Source organism: Acinetobacter boissieri (genome assembly GCF_900096955.1).
In the GTDB taxonomy this organism is placed as follows: Bacteria; Pseudomonadota; Gammaproteobacteria; order Pseudomonadales; family Moraxellaceae; genus Acinetobacter; species Acinetobacter boissieri.
Map to the genome: position 1 here is coordinate 142,856 of NZ_FMYL01000005.1, position 18,730 is coordinate 161,585.

The following is an 18,730-nucleotide window of genomic DNA, read 5'->3' on the forward strand; positions in this document are numbered from 1 at the left end:
AGACATGAGTAGAGGCACGCGTACCTTTGAAATCTACCGCTATGATCCTGATAAGGATACAGCGCCGTACATGCAAACGTTTACCCTTGAGCTGACAGAGAAGCATCGTATGTTACTTGATGCCTTGTTGGCATTAAAAGTGCAAGACGAAACATTGACATTTAGACGCTCTTGCCGAGAAGGAATTTGCGGTTCGGATGGTGTAAATATTAATGGTAAAAATGGTTTGGCTTGTTTGCTTAACCTTAATGACTTACCTAAAAAGATTGTGATTCGTCCGTTACCTGGTTTGCCAGTGATTAAAGACCTTGTGGTTGATATGAACCAGTTTTATGACCAGTATGACAAGATCCAACCATTTTTAGTGAATAATCAACCTGCACCCCCGAAAGAACGCTTGCAAACACCTGCGGAGCGAGAGCACTTGGATGGTTTGTATGAGTGTATTTTGTGTGCATGTTGTTCAACCTCTTGTCCGTCATTTTGGTGGAATCCTGATAAGTTTTTAGGGCCGTCTGCATTGTTAAATGCGTACCGCTTTATTATTGACTCAAGAGATACCGCAACAGCGGAGCGCCTTGCACGTTTAGATGACCCATTTAGTCTATTTCGTTGTAAAGGCATTATGAACTGTGTCGCAGTATGTCCAAAAGGATTGAACCCAACCAAAGCGATTGGTCATATCCGTGGCATGTTGTTAGATCAAGCAGGATAGTCTACTTATAGCGATTTAAATGCGTTCTAATGTGCATAGGTCGCTTGAAAAAAGTAATATTTATGTAAAAAATGCTTAAGCACTGTACTTGAAATACTCCTGTACAGTGCTACGGCCAGTGAGTTTAAATTTTAACGTGATGATGAAGTGAGTATAAGGATATAGTCGCTTTAGAAAAGTTAAATTAAGTCATTTATTTTTTCTAAGTCGGTTTGCAAAAAATTACGCAATATATTGAGTAATATACTCGCTATATTTATAAAATGTACTGTGTTTTTATTGACTTATTTGATGTATTTCAACCGTACATCACTCAATGGATTGAACAATAAGTTTGATTGAGTCACATTGAAAAATGTGTTTAAACAGGTTGATCAAGGGTTACTTGAGATCAAGCAACCGTTTAATTTTTGCAGTAAAGGAAATGGGTCCAAAAATGCAAGAAGTTGCAAACGCACTGCGTCTAGATACTGAACTTTCAGCTGACAGTGCAGCGTATATAGAAGAACTATACGAACAGTACTTAACTTCTCCAACCTCAGTCAGTGACGACTGGCGAACATACTTTGATAAGTTTCCAAAAGGTGATCAACCGCATGGGGCAGTCCGTGAGCAATTTCTATTGCTTGGACGTAATGCTAACCGCATGACACCTGTGGTATCTAGTAGCGTAAGCACAGCACATGAACACCGTCAAATTGGGATTTTGCAACTCATTGCAGGTTACCGTAACCGTGGTCATCAAAAAGCCAAACTAGATCCGCTTGGTATTGCCAAACGTGAAGAAGTTCCTGATTTAGACTTAAGTACGCATGGTTTAACCAAGTCTGATTTGGATACAGTATTTAATACTGCTAACTTAGCGATTGGTAAACCAGAAGCGACCTTAGGCGAAATGGTTGATGCAATGGAAGCCATCTACTGTCAGTCTATTGGTGCAGAGTATATGCATATTGTGAACACTGCTGAAAAACGTTGGATTCAACAACGTTTAGAAGGGGCACGTGGGCAGTATGGTTTATCTGTTGAGCAAAAAAAGAATATTTTAGAGCGCTTAACCGCTGCAGAAGGGTTAGAAAAATATTTAGGTAGTAAATATGTCGGGGCCAAACGTTTTGGTTTAGAAGGTGCTGAATCTTTTATTCCTATGATGAATGAACTCATACAACAAGCAGGTGCAGTCGGCTGTAAAGAAGTGGTGATTGGTATGCCACACCGCGGTCGTTTAAATGTACTTGTAAATACGATGGGTAAAAACCCAGCCGAACTTTTTGGTGAGTTTGAAGGGAAAGCCTTACATAAAAAAGGTTCAGGCGATGTGAAATATCACCAAGGCTTTTCATCTAATGTAATGACAGCAGGTGGTGAAGTACATCTTGCTTTGGCATTTAACCCCTCGCACCTAGAAATTGTTGGCCCTGTGGTTGAAGGGTCTGTACGTGCTCGCCAAGTTCGCCGTAAAGACATTGGCGGTGATGATGTATTGCCAATTATTATTCATGGTGATGCTGCTTTTGCAGGGCAAGGCGTAAATATGGAAACCTTCCAGATGTCACAAACACGTGGCTATACGGTGGGTGGTACAGTACATATTATTGTAAATAACCAAGTGGGTTTTACGACATCTAACCCGAAAGATGCTCGTTCTACAGAGTACTGCACAGACATTGCAAAAATGGTGCAAGCACCGATCTTTCATGTGAATGGTGATGACCCTGAAGCGGTAGTATTTATTACTCAGCTTGCACATGATTTTCGTCATACCTTCCGTAAAGATGTCGTTTTAGACTTATTTTGCTATCGTCGCCGTGGCCATAATGAAGCAGATGAGCCATCTGGCACACAGCCAAGTATGTATAAAGCCATTAGTCAAAAAGCGACAACCCGCACTTTGTATGCAGATACGCTTGTACAGCAACATATTGTTGACCGTGCAACTGCTGACCGCATGATTGAACGTTACCGTGCAGATCTCGAAGCGGGCAAGCATGTAGCAAATGCATTGGTACTTGAACCGAACAAAAAAATGTTTGTCGATTGGAAGCCATATTTAGGTATGGACTATACCGATGATTGGGATACATCATTTAGCCTTGAGCGCTTAAAAGAACTCGGCAAGATTATGCATGAGCGTCCAGAAGGCTTTGAATTACAACGTCAAGTTGAAAAAGTAATTGATGAACGTTTGAAAATGCAAACCGGTGAAATACCATTAAACTGGGGAGCTGCTGAGGTTTTAGCTTATGCTACCATTTTAGACGATGGTTACTTGGTTCGTATTAGTGGTGAAGATGTCGGTCGTGGGACGTTCTCGCATCGTCATGCCAAACTACATAACCAAAAAAATGGTCAAGAATATTTACCGCTATGTCACATTAAAGAAAATCAGCCTCGCTTTGCATTGTGGGATTCTTTATTGTCTGAAGAAGCTGTATTGGCCTATGAGTATGGTTATGCGACCACCCAACCGCATGCACTCGTAGTGTGGGAAGCTCAGTTTGGTGATTTTGTTAACTGTGCCCAAGTGGTGATTGATCAATTTATTGCATCTGGTGAAACCAAGTGGGAGCGTGTGTGTGGTTTAGTGATGCTATTACCACACGGTTTTGAAGGGCAAGGGCCTGAGCATTCATCTGCACGTTTAGAGCGTTTTTTACAGCTCTGTGCGGAAGATAATATGCAAGTCGTGACACCAACGACACCTGCACAAATGTTCCATTTACTCAGAAGACAAGTCGTGCGCCCGCTACGTAAACCTCTGATTGTGATGGCACCAAAATCATTATTACGCCATAAAGAGGCAGTATCTACATTAAATGATTTGGCTGTAGGACAGTTTAAAACAGTGATTGATGAAGTCGATACTTTGGCACATGATGCGGTTACACGTGTGGTACTGTGTGGGGGCAAAGTCTACTACGATTTATTGGCAAAACGCCGTAGCTGTGCTTTAGAAAATACAGCCATTGTGCGTGTTGAACAATTATATCCATACCCAGAACAGCGTATTGCCGAAGTGTTCGCTAGCTATCCAAACTTAACAGATGTGGTGTGGTGTCAAGAAGAGCCGAAAAACCAAGGGGCTTGGCAATTTATTGCACCGCAATTATTTGAAGGGATTGCCCAAACTGAGCGTGCGATCAAATTAAAATTTGCAGGTCGTAAAGTAGCAGCAGCTCCTGCATGTGGTTCACCTTACTTACATGCACAACAACAAAACCAGCTTATTTCTGACGCACTTGCGATTGAAGCTGAATAATCAGGAGATATTTACCCATGGCTATTGAAATTAATGCACCCGTATTTCCAGAGTCAGTTGCAGATGGCACGATTGCGACTTGGCATAAAAATGTTGGTGAGCATGTTGCACGTGATGAAGTGATCTGCGATATAGAAACAGATAAAGTCGTACTTGAGGTGGTTGCGCCTGCAGATGGTCAGCTCACGGCTTTAGTCAAGCAAGAAGGCGATACGGTACTTTCAAATGAGCTGATTGCACAATTTGAAGCAGGAACTACGAATAATACAACATCATCAGAGACACAACAGGTAGAAGAAACCTCTTCTCAAACCCATGCAGGTGCAACAGCTGTTGTTGAACGCTCACAGCCTGTTGCTGTACAAGATCAAGCACCTGCAGTGCGCAAAGCCTTAAATGAAACGGGTATTGATGCTGCAAATATTGCAGGCACAGGCCGTGGTGGGCGTATTACCAAGGAAGATGTTGTTAATCATCAGTCAGCATCTGCACCTACACCACAAATTACGATTACAGAAACAGCGACATCTTCTTCAACGCGTATTGAAAAACGTGTACCTATGACACGTTTACGAAAGCGTGTTGCAGAAAGACTCTTAGCAGCAACACAGCAAACGGCCATGTTAACCACGTTTAACGAAGTGAACATGAAGCCTATTATGGATATGCGTAAGCAGTATAAAGATGCATTTGAACAGCGTCATGGTGCGCGTTTAGGGTTCATGTCATTTTTTGTGAAAGCAGTGACTGAAGCATTAAAGCGTTACCCTGCAGTCAATGCTTCTATAGATGGTGATGATATTATTTATCATGGCTATTATGATATTGGTGTTGCGGTGTCTTCTGAACGTGGGCTTGTTGTGCCTGTACTTCGTGACACTGACTGTATGAGCTATGCAGAAATTGAATCGGGTATTCGTAGCTATGCAGGGAAAGCACGTGATGGTAAATTGGCCATTGACGAAATGACGGGTGGTACATTTACCATTACCAATGGTGGTACATTTGGTTCATTGTTGTCTACGCCAATTTTAAATCAGCCACAAACAGCCATTTTAGGTATGCATAAAATCCAAGATCGCCCTATGGCTGTAAATGGTCAAGTGGTGATTTTACCGATGATGTATCTTGCATTATCTTATGACCACCGTATGATTGATGGTAAGGAAGCAGTTGGTTTCTTAGTGACAGTAAAAGAACTATTGGAAGAGCCTGCAAAACTCATTCTTGATCTTTAACTTGAAATTATCGTGATAAAAAAACACAATCTACTTCGGTATAGTATTGTGACAAATGGAGATGGACATGTCTCAACAGTTTGATCTGGTTGTGATTGGTGGTGGCCCTGGTGGATATGAAGCTGCAATTCGTGCTGCACAATTGGGCTTTAAAGTTGCGTGTATTGAAAAACGTATCCATAACGGTAAACCATCTTTAGGCGGTACGTGTTTAAACGTCGGATGTATTCCATCAAAAGCATTACTTGACTCTGCACATCGCTTTGAATCGACACAACATGATTTGTCTGATCATGGGATTAGCACAGGTGAAGTATCGTTAGATTTAGCAAAACTACTTGCACGTAAAGATAAAGTCGTTGAACAATTAACAGGTGGTGTTGCCCAACTACTCAAGGGAAATCAAATTGAGTGGCTACAAGGTACAGGTAAACTGCTTGCAGGTAAAAAAGTAGAATTTGTACCACATGAAGGTGAAACTCAAGTATTGTCACCTAAATACGTAATTTTGGCTTCGGGTTCTGTACCTGTAAATATTCCTGTTGCACCCGTAGACCAAGATATTATTGTTGACTCTACAGGCGCACTAAATTTCCCTGAAGTACCAAAACGCCTAGGGGTAATTGGTGCAGGGGTGATTGGACTTGAGCTAGGCTCTGTATGGCGCCGTTTGGGTGCTGAAGTTGTTGTATTTGAAGCAATGGACAGTTTTTTACCGATGGCTGACAAAGCACTGGCCAAAGACTTTCAAAAAATCTTGAAAAAACAAGGTTTGGACATTCGAATCGGTGCAAAAGTTGCAGGTACACAAATTAATGGCCATGAAGTGACTGTGAAATACAGCCAAGATGGTCAAGAGCATGAGCAAGTATTTGATAAATTGATTGTTTGCGTAGGGCGTAAGCCATATGCAGAAGGTTTGTTGGCGACTGATGCGGGCATTAAACTCACTGAACGTGGTTTTATTGAAGTCAATGATCACTGTGCTACCTCTATTGATGGTGTATACGCCATTGGTGATTTAGTACGTGGCCCAATGCTTGCACATAAAGCGATGGAAGAGGGCGTAATGGCGGTGGAGCGTATTCATGGCCATGCTGCACAAGTTAATTACGACACGATTATTAGCGTGATTTATACCCACCCAGAAGCGGCTTGGGTTGGTTTGACCGAAGAAGCAGCCAAAGAACAAGGCTATGATGTGAAAGCGGGCCAGTTCCCATTTGCAGTCAATGGTCGTGCATTGGCAGCGGGTGAAAGTGCTGGTTTTGTGAAGTTTGTTGCTGATGCAAAAACAGATCGTTTATTGGGTATGCATGTGATTGGCCCTGCAGCCTCTGATATTATTCATCAGGGTATGATTGCGCTTGAATTTGTATCTTCTGTAGAAGATTTGCAACTCATGACGTTCGGACACCCAACGTTCTCAGAAGTAGTACATGAAGCAGCTTTAGCCGTAGATGGCCGAGCAATTCATGCGGTACAACGTAAACGTAAGTAATGATGTAAAAAAGCGGTCTGATTAGACCGCTTTTTATATTTTAATATAAGTATTTTTAAGTAGAGTATTGTTGATCTCGTACCCACTTGGTCATAATCCATTTTTCACCTTTTACTACAGGCATACCTGCGTGTAAGCTTCTTGGGTCAAGTGTTTTGGTTTCAGTATTGTAGTATTCAAAATAGACCGCACTGCCTTTTACTGGCATGACATGAATGCCCAGTTCTGGAAAATAAGTTGCGCCACCTTCCTCGACATCATTTAAGTACATAATCAGTGTAGATATTCTTTGCCCTGATCTAGCAAGTGTTTCAGCAGTCCCTTTTTTGTTGGGGTCAAAATAGTCGAAATGTGGGCGGTATTCACCACCAATGCCATATTTTAAAATTTGACAGCCTTCGCCATGCTCAAGTGGTACATTCATCAACTCTGCTAAGCGATGATCTACGCGTGTAAATAATTCATTTTCACAGACTTTGAAATATGTGCCTTCGCTAGTTCTGTTTGGGTTAAGCACGTGCTGGCCTGTATGTGGGTCAACAACGCGAGAGCGTTGCATTTTTTCTTGTGATAATAAAATAATTTCGTCACATTCTTGGGCGGTAAGCACGTCATGGAAGAGAACCACTTTAGGGTCATCTAGTTTCATGGCAACTTTAATCTGTTGCTGCTGTATGTGTATTTGATTTGAGATTTCCTTAGGGAGTATTTGTTCTGTTGATGTTGTTTTTGTATTTAATGAAAATTTTTCCAAGATTTTTGAAGCATCCTGTTTTGTCAGACTTTGTTTGTCTTGTGCAATGTGAGTTACTACAGCACAGGCTAAATCAAAGGAAAAACCATTTTGAATCATTTTATTAATCAAATCTTCTGGTAAACAGCCAGCATCTATATTGGTTTTTATCCAGTCTATCCAATCAAATGTGAGTTTCATTGTTTTCCTTTAATTCATCTGTAGGTGCATTTTTAATACGCCATTATCTAGGATGAAGAGGTCACTCCTAAAAGTAACCTCTATTGTTGGTATTAAAACTTATATTTTACGCCAACTTGTCCTTGTAAGTTGGTTTTGTCATCAGTGACCACTGCAACGTCAATAAATGTATTCCACTTACTGTCTTTGCTTGTATATTGGGTATTTAAGCCAAATGTTGCGTAGTCACGTCTAAACTGTGGTGCATTGTAAGAGGTTGCACTTGCAGAAGATACGTTGTTTGCCACAGTAACTTGGTCAAGTCTGCGATGCAGAGCATTGGTGTATTCAGCATAAGCACCTACAGAAACTTGATTCGCAACCTGAGCATTCATACGTAACCCAGTATGTAGCTCTGTTTGGTTATTACTCACAGCACTTACAGTTAAACCTGTGTTATTGTTTTCACGCACACCGTCTAGTTTTACAGCATCATAACTTAGACCAATAAATGGTGTGAATGTAAGCCATTGTTTGAATGTAAAATGTGAACCAAATTCAGCATAAATGCCATAACTGTCTATAGTAGATTTCGTTTGAATACTTTGACTGGTTGTTGCAGTGATGCTGTTACGGGTAATTTTATTTTTACCTGTACCATAATGTGCATGGCCGAGTATGTACTGGTTTGCAAAGTTATATTTACCATATAGTCCTGAAAAGACTTGATTTACCTTACTCTTATCGTTATTCAAGCTGTAAGCAGAATCTTCGATATAGTTACTTAAATAGCCACCAATTACACCCTGTGGTACAGCGGTATCTACACCAACAGTTTGAGTGTTTATATTTGAGGTTACATTGTCCCAACCTTGAGCAGTACTTTTATTTTTAAACACACTTGCTGATGTCCAAACGCCAACCCCTTGTTCTGTAACCCAATTGGCACGATGGTTTACTGAACCATTGACAATAGATTGGTTACGTAGCAATACAGATGGTGTTTCTGCAAAAATAGACCCTGAATTAGAGTTTAAAATAGCTTGAGCCATTGGCGCACTTTCTGCTGCTTGAATACTGACCGCATAATTTACCAGTGCAACATTATTGCTGTTGGTTTGGGCTTGATTGAGCAGTTTATTTACCACTTCACCACTAGCACTGCTGACAGTTGACGCACCTTGTACCACGCCTACTTTGGCTGCATCGTTATATGCAATATTTGCAATCACATTGTTTTGAGAGTCGTAATTGACTTGGTCGACCGTAAGAAACGCACTTGACGCAGATACATCACTAAATTTACCTGTGACCTTATTGGCTTTAAGAACTTCGTAATAACCTTTAGTAATAAGTGATGAGTTGCTGATATTTTTGTTGGTTACAATCAGTTTGCCATCAAGTGAAGCATTACCTGTAGCTGTAAGTGTTTTTCCAACACGGTAAGTTAATGTACCAGATGCATTTTGTAGGTAGTCACCATTAATGGTAAAAGCACCATCTTCGGTCGAAAGGTTCCCCAAGTTTGTGACACTACCTACATGACCTGTACCTAATAATGCACCGCCATGATTAATCGTGAATGCTGATGCTGTGGTTGAACCCGTGATTTTAAGCTCACCACGGTTCACTGTTGTTGTACCTGTATACGTATTTGTACCAGAGAGAATCAAGCGTCCATCACCTGTTTTAACGAGGCCTGCATCACCTGAAATATCATTACTAAAAGTAGATACGGTGCCTAATGGTAAGTTAGCATTGAAGTCACCAAAGATGGTGCTAAATTTCCCCATGCCTTTTTTTGCTTTTTCATAATTGTAGTAGCCCCAGCCCGTGGTTTCATTATAAAGACCATTATTTTTAGATTTATCATCTATATATGTCGCAGTTGTTAAGATGGTTTGACGAACTTGGTCATTGCTCATCCAGTCAAAGTTGTACCAAACTAAAGCTGCTGTTGCGGTAATGTCGGGTGCAGAGCCTGACGTTCCCAAAAATGGCTTTAGACCACCTGTTGATTCATCATAAACATTATGTACAAAGTCTGCCCCAATACACCAACGTGCTGCCATGCCACAGGCATTAGAGCCTGAGAAAAAGTCATATTTCTTTAGTTTTTTATGAGTTTCATCTAGACCAACGGCTACTAATATGCCTTTTTCAAGTGTTGGGTTATTTGTAGGCATTAAAGAATCGTAACTTGGTTGAGAAGAAGCATCATTACCTGCTGCAAAAACCAGTAGTGCATTTTTATCCACTAACTTTTGTACACTACGAATCACATCTGAGAAAATGAGTAGAGTACTACTGTTAGAATAGTTAAAAATCTTAGTATTATTATTGCTTAGTAAGTCATAGGCGATGTCGTGTTTACCTACGTCTAGTGTATTACCTCCTGATTTTTTGTAAATTTGAGCAGCATAAATATCAACAAAGCCATTTGCAATGCCTGAGTCAACGGAGTTTATACCATTTGCTGCAATGATTTTGCTGACAGGCGTACCATGATCCATCCAATCTTGATCTTCTGGTGCAGCATTTGTTAAATCTGATTTATCTAATTTATAGCTACCATCTGCATTTGCTAGGTAGTAGTTACCTTTGCCATCCCATATTCTATAGCCAAAACTGTTTCTATAAATATTTGGATCATTTTCGTCAGTTGTCGTTGCATATTTGTAGTTTCCATACACTTTGGTGACAACACCTTCGAGTGCTTTACTGTGTGCGATGGCCCCTGAGTCAACAACAGCTACTTTTATTTTTGAAGATGCATTTGTATTTTTATCAATGACAATGCTTTTATCTGGGTCTTGTTGAAGTGTTATTACAGGAGCAAGTTCAGGAGTAGGAGCTGGTGTTGGGGCAGGAACTGGTTCAGGAGCTGGTGTAGGAGTCGGTGCTGGTACAGGAGCTGGTGTTGGCGCAGGAACTGGAGCCGGTGTTGGTGTTGGCGCAGGAGTTGGAGTCGGTTCAGGAGCTGGTGTTGGTGCCGGTGTTGGAACTGGTGTAGGTGTTGGAGCTGGTGCAGGAGCCGGTGTTGGCGCAGGAGTTGGAGTCGGTACAGGAGCTGGTGTTGTTGGTGCTGGAGCAGGAACTGGAGCCGGTGTTGGTACCGGTGCTGGTGTTGGCGCAGGAGTTGGAGTCGGTACAGGAGCTGGTGTTGGTGCCGGTGTTGGAACTGGTTCTGGAGCCGGTGTTGGTACCGGTGCTGGTGTTGGTGCCGGTGTTGGAACTGGTTCTGGAGCCGGTGTTGGTACCGGTGCTGGTGTTGGCGCAGGAGTTGGAGTCGGTTCAGGCGCAGGAGTTGGAGTCGGCTCAGGAGCAGGAGTTGGTGTTGGAGTCGGTGCTGGTGCAGGAGTTGGAGCAGGAACTGGAGCCGGTGTTGGAGTCGGTTCAGGAGCAGGAACTGGAGCCGGTGTTGGAGCCGGAGCAGGAACTGGTGTAGGTGTTGGAGCTGGTGCAGGAACTGGTGTAGGTGTTGGAGCTGGTGCAGGTACCGGAGTAGGAGAGGGTGTTGGTGTAAGGATTGGTGTTGGTGTTGGATTGCTCTTAACACCTTCTTCACCACCACAACCTGTCATAATAAGTGAGCTAATAAGAATAGCTAATGTCGTTTTTGGAAAATCAAGATGATTTTTCATGTATCCCCAGTTTACAATAAACTTACAAAGTATGATTATTGTAAACTTAGCTTTTATATTCAATGACTAAATATATTATTTTTTAATAAAAAATTAAGATTTTAAAAATATGACGAAGTAACAAGTAATGTTGAGAGGTAATCATACTTGAATAGGTATAGGTCATCGTTGTAAAAAATCTAACTTATGTTAGTTTACAAAATTAATTCTAAATAAATTGTTTACTCTACCTATATAGACCGTTATCCAATATAGATGAGATTTCCGTTTAGATTTCGGAAGAATATGGCCTTACCCATAAGTGATTATAAAATTAGTTATTTAGAAATACGATCGAAAATCAATATGCCTGATTAATGTTTGATTATAGAAGTTAAGGCTGAGGTAGAATATAAAAATATAGACATAAAAAAATGCGTAGCGGTTGGGGGACCACTACGCACAAAATTGAATCAAGATAGGGGGCGACCTATCTGTCTTTCTATGTTTCTATAGTAGACAGTTTGATTTAGCTTTTCAGTCAACATGCTGTATCAGTATGTTATGTTATGTAAGAAATGACCAAATTGCGTAAGTCAAACCAAAGAGGATCACGTATTTTAAAATTTAAACATGCCAAGACCGTGTTTAATTTCATCTAAAGTACTTTGAGTAATGATCTGGCATTTTTGAGTACCGGCTTTGAGTACATCCATAATGTAGTCTGGGTCTTTTGATAGCTCATTACGGCGATCTCTGATTGGTTCAATCATTTCTTTGAGAACGGCCTCCAAACGTTTTTTAACTGTGCCATCGCCTAAACCACCACGGCGATAATGTGCTTTAAGTTCTTCGACTTCTTCTTTGTTTGGGTCAAAAGCGTCTAAGTAAGTAAATACCACATTGCCTTCTACTTGACCTGGGTCTTCAATCCGTAAATGATTAGGGTCGGTATACATTGCATTAACAGCTTTTTTAATGTCTTTATCTGTGGCATTTAATACAATGGTATTACCTAAAGATTTTGACATTTTCGCTTTACCATCAAAGCCCGGTAATCGCCCTGTTTTTGATAGTAGTGCTTTACATTCAGGTAAAATATCTTGTCCAATTTGGCGGTTAAGACGGCGTACAATTTCGTTGGTTTGTTCAATCATTGGAATTTGATCTTCGCCTACAGGCACAACGCTGGCTTTAAATGCAGTAATGTCTGCAGCTTGTGCAACAGGGTAGCATAAGAAACCTGCTGGAATATCTCGTTCAAAACCACGCATTTGAATTTCAGATTTAATGGTGGGATTACGTTCTAAACGAGACACCGTTACAAAATTCAAATAGAGCATGGTCAATTCATTGAGTGCAGGTAAATGAGATTGCACACAAATAGTGGTTTTGCTTGGATCTATCCCTACAGCTAAATAATCTGTAGCCACTTCTATAATGTTACGACGTACTTTTTCAAAATTATCTGCATTGTCTGTAAGTGCTTGAGCATCTGCTAATAAAATATGTTGATGGTGAGAGTCTTGTAATCCTACACGAGAACGCAGTGAACCCACAAAATGGCCAAGATGAAGCTGTCCTGTTGGACGATCGCCAGTTAAAATAATTGGGCGTTGATCTGTGGTCATACGAGTCAATCCTAAATGTTTTGTTGTTAGTGATAATTTAACTATTGTACGATATTCAACGGCAATATGTGATAGTTTGCCAATAATCTCACTTTTCTGTTGTAATATTTATAGATATATCGCGTTTATATTGGCTAAGGTTACAGAATATCTTTAATATAAAGTTAAAATCAAAACAAAAGACAGGTGTGTTATGGCGGGTAGTTTACTGCTTTTACTAGATGATATTGCAACTGTACTAGATGATGTTGCTGTGATGAGCAAAACAGCAGCAAAACAAACAGCAGGTGTGTTGGGTGATGACTTAGCATTGAATGCACAACAGGTGACAGGCGTTAAAGCAGATAGAGAGTTACCTGTCGTTTGGAAAGTGGCTAAAGGCTCTTTTTTTAATAAGTGTATTTTAGTACCGTTAGCTTTATTAATAAGTGTATTTATACCGTGGTTAATTACGCCACTTTTAGTGATTGGTGGTTTGTTTTTATGCTATGAAGGCGTAGAAAAAGTAATGCATATGTTTATGCATAAATCGTCAAGTGAACAAGCACAGACACAAAATAATCAGCCTCAAGACTTAGCAAGTTACGAAAATGAAAAAGTGAAAGGGGCAATTCGTACAGACTTTATTTTATCTGCAGAAATTATTGTCATTACTTTAGGTACAGTTGCTACGGCACCACTCATTGATAAAATAGCAGTCATGAGCATTATTTCAATTGCAATGACGATTGGTGTATATGGCTTTGTAGCATTGATTGTAAAAATTGATGATTTTGGATTGTTTTTACAAACAAAAACATCAGCTTGGCAGAAAAAAATAGGCCAAATCCTCTTGGCTTTCGCTCCTAAGTTAATGAAAACGTTGTCTGTGGTCGGTACGGTAGCAATGTTTTTAGTCGGTGGCGGAATTATTGCACATGCTGTACCTGCCATTCATCATTTTACCGAGCATAATACTGAAAGTTTAGGAAGTATTCCAAATGTTGGTTTTATTATTGGTAGTTTAGTACCAACGGGAGTGAACCTAATTTTAGGTATGCTTGCTGGTGCAGTTGTCGTAGTTGTTGTGATGTTGCTACAAAAAATATTTAAAAAAACATCTATATCATAATGTTGCAATAAAAAATTATAAAGGTAAATCATTATGCGCTGGAAAGACCGAGAACAAAGTCAAAATGTTGAGGATCGTCGTGGTGGTGGTGCTGTAAAAACAGGTGGAATTAGTATTGCTGGTTTGGTTGTGGCATTTGTAGCATGGAAATTTTTTGGTGCAGATCCACAGCAGGCTTACCAAGCGACCAAGCAAATTACATCACAAACATCTGGGCAAACGCAGGGGCAGGCATTACGTCAGCCTACTGCTGATCAGGCCGAATCTAAACAGTTTGTAACCACTGTATTGGCGGATACAGAAAAAACATGGTCGCAAATTTTTAAAGAACAAGGCAAACAGTATATACCGCCAAAGATTGTTTTATATACGGGTACAACACCAACTGCATGTGGTGCAGGGCAAGCTGCAATGGGGCCATTTTATTGTCCTGCTGACCAAAAAGTGTATTTAGACACCACATTTTTTCAAGAAATGCGCAGTAAAATGGGTATTTCAGGTGAAAAAAATCAAACTGAACTTAACGCAAAAGGGCAAGCGGGCGATTTTGCAATGGCTTATGTTATTGCACATGAGGTAGGCCACCACGTACAAAGTTTATTGGGTATTTCAAAACAAGTATCACAATTGAGTCGTCAATCGAATCAGAAAATGGCAAACCAGCTGTCTGTTCGCCAAGAGCTACAAGCAGACTGTTTTTCTGGCGTGTGGGCAAAACGTACCAATGATCGTGAACAGTTTTTAGATGAAGGTGACGTTGCTGAAGCGATGGACGCTGCACAAAAAATTGGTGATGATTACTTACAAAAACGTGCTACGGGGCAAATTGTACCAGACAGTTTTACGCATGGTACAAGCGCACAGCGTATGCACTGGTTTGATCGTGGTTTTCAATCTGGCAATATCAGTAGTTGTGATAGTTTTGGGCAAGAGATTTAACTAAAATGCACGGCTTAAAAGAGTAAAGTGAAAAAGCTTTACTTTTTTAAGCATGATATATTTGTAAAATAAGAGCTTAAATATGAAGCAAATCCATGTTTTTACTTTACACGTTGAAGATGCAGAAAAAACATTTCAACCTTTAAAAAACAAAGAGATTTATCATTTTATTTCAGATATTCAATACAGCCATATAAATGAGTTAAAAAAACGATATCAGTGTTTAGTCGGTGGTTCATTAAATAATAATGAGAGATGGTTGAATTGGATCGTTTATCAAGACGACAAGAAAACTGTGCCAGTAGGCACAATACAAGCCACTATTTTAAAAGATGAACAAAAAGCATATGTTGGCTATGTTATGTTTAAAGAGTTTTGGAATCAAGGTTATGGGACAGCTGCATTAAATTGGTTAATTCAGTTTCTGATTGAAAATATAAATATAAAAAGTTTAGAAGCATCTGTTGATATGTGTAATATGTATTCTATTCGATTACTCGAAAAATTCTTATTTGAACGAGTTGGTACAGATGGCGGTGATTTTATTTATAGAAGAGATTTATAATATATATATTGGTATATTTTTTGCTTTCTTTGTAAATTAGTGAGCTTTATTTTTTGATAGTAAAGCTTAAAATTACAATAGAGGGTTTTTCATTGAAATTTAAATGTATAAAAACAGCACTATTAAGTGCCATGCTTTTAACAAGTTTAACCGTGTATGCTGAAGGAAGTAAGTCGGGAATTGAATCTCAGTATTTTGACAATAGTACCAAGCCTACAGACGACTTTTACCAGCACACTAATGGTGTGTGGTTAAAAAACAATAGTATTCCCGATGATAAATCTATATGGGGAACATTCACAATTTTACGTGAACAATCTATAAGTCAAATACATGATATTGTGAATAGTGTATTGAGTAAAAGTTTTTCTCAGGGTACAGATGAACAAAAAGTTGCAGACTTATATTCTAGTTTTATGAATGAAAATGAAATTAACAAATTAGGTTATCAGCCCATACAGGCAGAAATTGCAAAAGTTAATTCTTTAGAAACAAAAAAAGATATTGCGAGTTTAGTTGCAAATTTTTCAAAAATCGGGGTAACCACACCTTTTGATATTGGGGTTACGCAAGATATGAAGAACTCGACGAAGATCATTGTTGAGTTGTATCAAAGTGGCTTAGGGTTACCTGATCGTGACTATTATTTAAAAGATGATAAAAAGTTTAAAGAAATAAGACAAAGCTATTTAAATTATATTGAAAAAACATTGCGTTTGGTTGGTGATACTGATGCAAAAAACAGCGCAAAAAATGTCTTACGTTTAGAAACTCAACTTGCACAAGCTCAGTGGACGAATGTACAAAATAGAGACACACCAAAAACATATAATATTTATAAAACTAAAGACTTAGCTACACTGAGCTCGCAGATTGATTGGAAACAATATTTAGATGTAGAAGGCTTGACTGGAAAAATTGACACCATTCAGGTTGCACAGCCTAGCTTTGTTAAAGCATTAGATCCAATTGTTCGTAATAATTCTCTGGCTGTATGGCAATCATATTTTAAATTTCATTTAGTCAATAATTTTTCACCGTTATTGAGCCAAGAATTTGTTGATAATCAATTTAATTTTTACAGTACTCAGTTAAGAGAGATCAAGCAACAAAAGCCTCGTTGGAAGCGAGGTGTTGACGTTGTTCAAGAATCTTTAGGTGAAAGCTTAGGAAAAATTTATGTTGAAAAAAACTTTTCACCTGAACAGAAACAGCGTATGGAGGATTTAGTACATAATCTTTTAAAAGCGTATGAACAAAGCATTAATAAGTTAGATTGGATGAGTACGGAAACTAAAATAAAAGCAAAAGAAAAGCTCTCAAAAATTTCGGTAAAAATTGGTTATCCAAATAAATGGCGTGACTATTCTGGTTTAAATATTGTGAGTGGTGATTTAGTTGGTAATGTCATACGCTCTCGTGAGTTTGAGCATCAGTATGCATTAAGTAAACTTGGCAAACCAGTCGATCGTGACGAGTGGGGGATGTTACCACAAACAGTAAATGCTTATTACAACGCAACGCTAAATGAAATTGTATTCCCTGCAGCAATACTACAACCACCATTTTTTGATATGGAAGCAGATGATGCAGTCAATTATGGTGCAATTGGCGCGATTATTGGGCATGAGATTAGTCACGGCTTTGATGATCAAGGAAGTCAATTTGATGCGATGGGGAATATGAAAAACTGGTGGACGCCTGAGGATCAAAAAAAGTTTAAAGAAAAAACAAAAGCATTAATTGCACAATACAACAATTATGAGGTATTACCTGGTTATCACGTGAATGGTGAGTTAACTTTAGGTGAGAATATTGCAGATAACTCTGGACTGTCAATTGCTTATAAAGCATATGAGCTCTCGCTAAATGGTAAGCCTTCTCCTGTCATTGACCATTTAACCGGTGAACAGCGTTTTTATATTGGTTGGGCACAAGCTTGGCGTGAAAAAATAAGAGATGGGCAACAACTTGAGTACCTGAAATCTGATCCACATTCTCCAAATAAAGTACGAGGAAATGTAACTTTACTTAATCAAACCCCGTTTTATGATGCATTTGGTGTAAAAAAAGGCGATCAAATGTATCTTGCGCCAGAGAAGCGAGTATCTATTTGGTAGTTTCTGTGACGTAATCAATCAAGATAACTCCTTTAATTGATTAGGGGAGTTATCTTAGATAACTTAAATAATATTTTAAAATAAAAGTTTTGCATTTATTTTATCTATTTAAATCGTTAATATTTTTTCTAGTTTATAGTAAAAATCACTTAATTTAATATAAAAAAGTTGCTTATTGATGTGTATTATCACTGGATAAGGGGGAGGTTATTACGTAGTCAAATTGGGAGAGGGTATGCAGTATTTGATATATAATCGTAGAGAAAAACTTGACCATCAATTTGAATCACGTCTTGTGATTTATCTGCATTTTAATCAGCTTGAGCATTTAAACCATCAAGATAGCTCGTTTGTTATTGCAACGCATGTAGAACATATTGTTGGCATAGGTGTGATCTATACCAACGATTTTCACCCGAGTAATCATTATTTTTATATTCATGTATTCGATTCATTTCAGCGTAAAGGTATTGGTTCAAAAATATTAAAAATTTTAGAGAGTATGCAAGGTATTACTACATTACAGTGCTTAATTAATTCTAAAAATACTATAGCAAATCGTTTTTTACTGAATCATCATTTTTATTTGGCGAGAAAGACATCTGATTTCGAACTTAATACATTACCTAAAAAAACAATGTTATATACAACGAAAAGCGTAAATAAATTAAGTCATTGTGAATTAAAAAAAATTAAAAGAATATTTTATTTCAATTATTTAGACCATCATGAAAGTGTTAATCCGCTAAACCCAAAATTGGATCAAAACACTTTTTTTGAGTCTATTGAAAAAACGTTAGACTTAGATAAATCAGAAGTACTTGTTCGTACTCAGCCAAATATGAATGACTCGGGATCACAAGCTGTAATAGCATATATTTTTTTTGGAGATTCAGTTGAACAATCACTTGAAGTTGCATATGTAGGGGGGGAGTTTCAAGCAGAAGTGAATGAGTATTGTCATTTTTTTTGTAGTGTAATGAATATATATTTGAATAAAAATAATACATTATATTTTGAGTCAGATAATACAGATTTTTATATGAATAACTTAGTAAAGTATTTAAATATAAAACCATGCCAGCAATATAATACCTATATTAAAAAAGTATAGA

12 protein-coding genes are annotated in these 18,730 nt (G+C 38.7%); 9 read left to right on the forward strand and 3 right to left on the reverse strand.

Going from position 1 to position 18,730, the window contains the following annotated elements; all coding sequences use genetic code 11:
- Positions 1–4 precede the first annotated feature (4 nt).
- The 4 genes from BLS38_RS06680 (at position 5) to lpdA (ending at position 6,713) form a co-directional block, all read left to right on the forward strand.
- Positions 5–715 carry a succinate dehydrogenase iron-sulfur subunit gene (locus tag BLS38_RS06680; RefSeq protein ID WP_092747916.1) on the forward strand — a complete coding sequence of 237 codons (711 nt, stop codon included), beginning with the start codon at positions 5–7 and terminating at the stop codon, positions 713–715.
- 436 nt (positions 716–1,151) lie between these two features.
- Positions 1,152–3,974, forward strand: coding sequence for a 2-oxoglutarate dehydrogenase E1 component (locus BLS38_RS06685; RefSeq protein WP_213030504.1), 2,823 nt, complete (start codon positions 1,152–1,154; stop codon positions 3,972–3,974).
- 17 nt (positions 3,975–3,991) lie between these two features.
- Complete coding sequence (odhB, locus tag BLS38_RS06690; RefSeq protein ID WP_092747920.1) at positions 3,992–5,212, forward strand: 2-oxoglutarate dehydrogenase complex dihydrolipoyllysine-residue succinyltransferase; 1,221 nt, start codon at positions 3,992–3,994, stop codon at positions 5,210–5,212.
- Between the two features lie 67 nt (positions 5,213–5,279).
- On the forward strand, positions 5,280–6,713 hold the full coding sequence (lpdA, locus tag BLS38_RS06695; RefSeq protein ID WP_092747922.1) for a dihydrolipoyl dehydrogenase: 1,434 nt from the start codon (positions 5,280–5,282) through the stop codon (positions 6,711–6,713).
- Positions 6,714–6,768: 55 nt separating this feature from the next.
- Here the strand turns inward: lpdA and BLS38_RS06700 are convergent, their stop codons facing one another.
- The 3 genes from BLS38_RS06700 to trpS form a co-directional block, all read right to left on the reverse strand.
- Positions 6,769–7,647, reverse strand: coding sequence for a 2OG-Fe(II) oxygenase (locus BLS38_RS06700; protein WP_092747924.1), 879 nt, complete (start codon positions 7,645–7,647; stop codon positions 6,769–6,771).
- A 92-nt stretch (positions 7,648–7,739) separates the two neighbouring features.
- Positions 7,740–11,270 carry a S8 family serine peptidase gene (locus tag BLS38_RS06705; protein ID WP_092747926.1) on the reverse strand — a complete coding sequence of 1,177 codons (3,531 nt, stop codon included), beginning with the start codon at positions 11,268–11,270 and terminating at the stop codon, positions 7,740–7,742.
- 599 nt (positions 11,271–11,869) lie between these two features.
- Positions 11,870–12,880 carry a tryptophan--tRNA ligase gene (gene trpS, locus BLS38_RS06710; RefSeq protein WP_092747928.1) on the reverse strand — a complete coding sequence of 337 codons (1,011 nt, stop codon included), beginning with the start codon at positions 12,878–12,880 and terminating at the stop codon, positions 11,870–11,872.
- Between the two features lie 193 nt (positions 12,881–13,073).
- Between trpS and BLS38_RS06715 the strand changes: the two genes are divergently transcribed.
- The 5 genes from BLS38_RS06715 to BLS38_RS06735 all read left to right on the forward strand — a co-directional run bounded on the left by BLS38_RS06715 (position 13,074) and on the right by BLS38_RS06735 (position 18,729).
- On the forward strand, positions 13,074–13,991 hold the full coding sequence (locus tag BLS38_RS06715; protein ID WP_092747930.1) for a DUF808 domain-containing protein: 918 nt from the start codon (positions 13,074–13,076) through the stop codon (positions 13,989–13,991).
- Between the two features lie 33 nt (positions 13,992–14,024).
- Positions 14,025–14,930 carry a KPN_02809 family neutral zinc metallopeptidase gene (gene ypfJ, locus BLS38_RS06720; protein WP_092747932.1) on the forward strand — a complete coding sequence of 302 codons (906 nt, stop codon included), beginning with the start codon at positions 14,025–14,027 and terminating at the stop codon, positions 14,928–14,930.
- 82 nt (positions 14,931–15,012) lie between these two features.
- Positions 15,013–15,495 (forward strand): GNAT family N-acetyltransferase, encoded by a 483-nt coding sequence (locus BLS38_RS06725; protein WP_092747934.1) that lies wholly within the window; start codon positions 15,013–15,015, stop codon positions 15,493–15,495.
- Between the two features lie 92 nt (positions 15,496–15,587).
- Entirely contained in the window at positions 15,588–17,615 is a 2,028-nt protein-coding gene (locus BLS38_RS06730) for a M13 family metallopeptidase (RefSeq protein WP_092747936.1), read from the forward strand.
- Between the two features lie 235 nt (positions 17,616–17,850).
- Positions 17,851–18,729, forward strand: a complete 879-nt coding sequence (locus tag BLS38_RS06735; RefSeq protein WP_092747938.1) for a GNAT family N-acetyltransferase — start codon at positions 17,851–17,853, stop codon at positions 18,727–18,729.
- Position 18,730: the final 1 nt, after the last annotated feature.

Bases quoted from the DNA above. Each gene is read 5' to 3' on its own strand.
- BLS38_RS06735 (WP_092747938.1), top strand. From the start codon at position 17,851: ATGCAGTATTTGATATATAATCGTAGAGAAAAACTTGACCATCAATTT.
- ypfJ (WP_092747932.1), top strand. From the start codon at position 14,025: ATGCGCTGGAAAGACCGAGAACAAAGTCAAAATGTTGAGGATCGTCGT.
- BLS38_RS06725 (WP_092747934.1), top strand. From the start codon at position 15,013: ATGAAGCAAATCCATGTTTTTACTTTACACGTTGAAGATGCAGAAAAA.
- odhB (WP_092747920.1), top strand. From the start codon at position 3,992: ATGGCTATTGAAATTAATGCACCCGTATTTCCAGAGTCAGTTGCAGAT.
- BLS38_RS06715 (WP_092747930.1), top strand. From the start codon at position 13,074: ATGGCGGGTAGTTTACTGCTTTTACTAGATGATATTGCAACTGTACTA.
- BLS38_RS06680 (WP_092747916.1), top strand. From the start codon at position 5: ATGAGTAGAGGCACGCGTACCTTTGAAATCTACCGCTATGATCCTGAT.
- BLS38_RS06705 (WP_092747926.1), bottom strand. From the start codon at position 11,270: ATGAAAAATCATCTTGATTTTCCAAAAACGACATTAGCTATTCTTATT.
- lpdA (WP_092747922.1), top strand. From the start codon at position 5,280: ATGTCTCAACAGTTTGATCTGGTTGTGATTGGTGGTGGCCCTGGTGGA.
- BLS38_RS06700 (WP_092747924.1), bottom strand. From the start codon at position 7,647: ATGAAACTCACATTTGATTGGATAGACTGGATAAAAACCAATATAGAT.
- BLS38_RS06685 (WP_213030504.1), top strand. From the start codon at position 1,152: ATGCAAGAAGTTGCAAACGCACTGCGTCTAGATACTGAACTTTCAGCT.
- trpS (WP_092747928.1), bottom strand. From the start codon at position 12,880: ATGACCACAGATCAACGCCCAATTATTTTAACTGGCGATCGTCCAACA.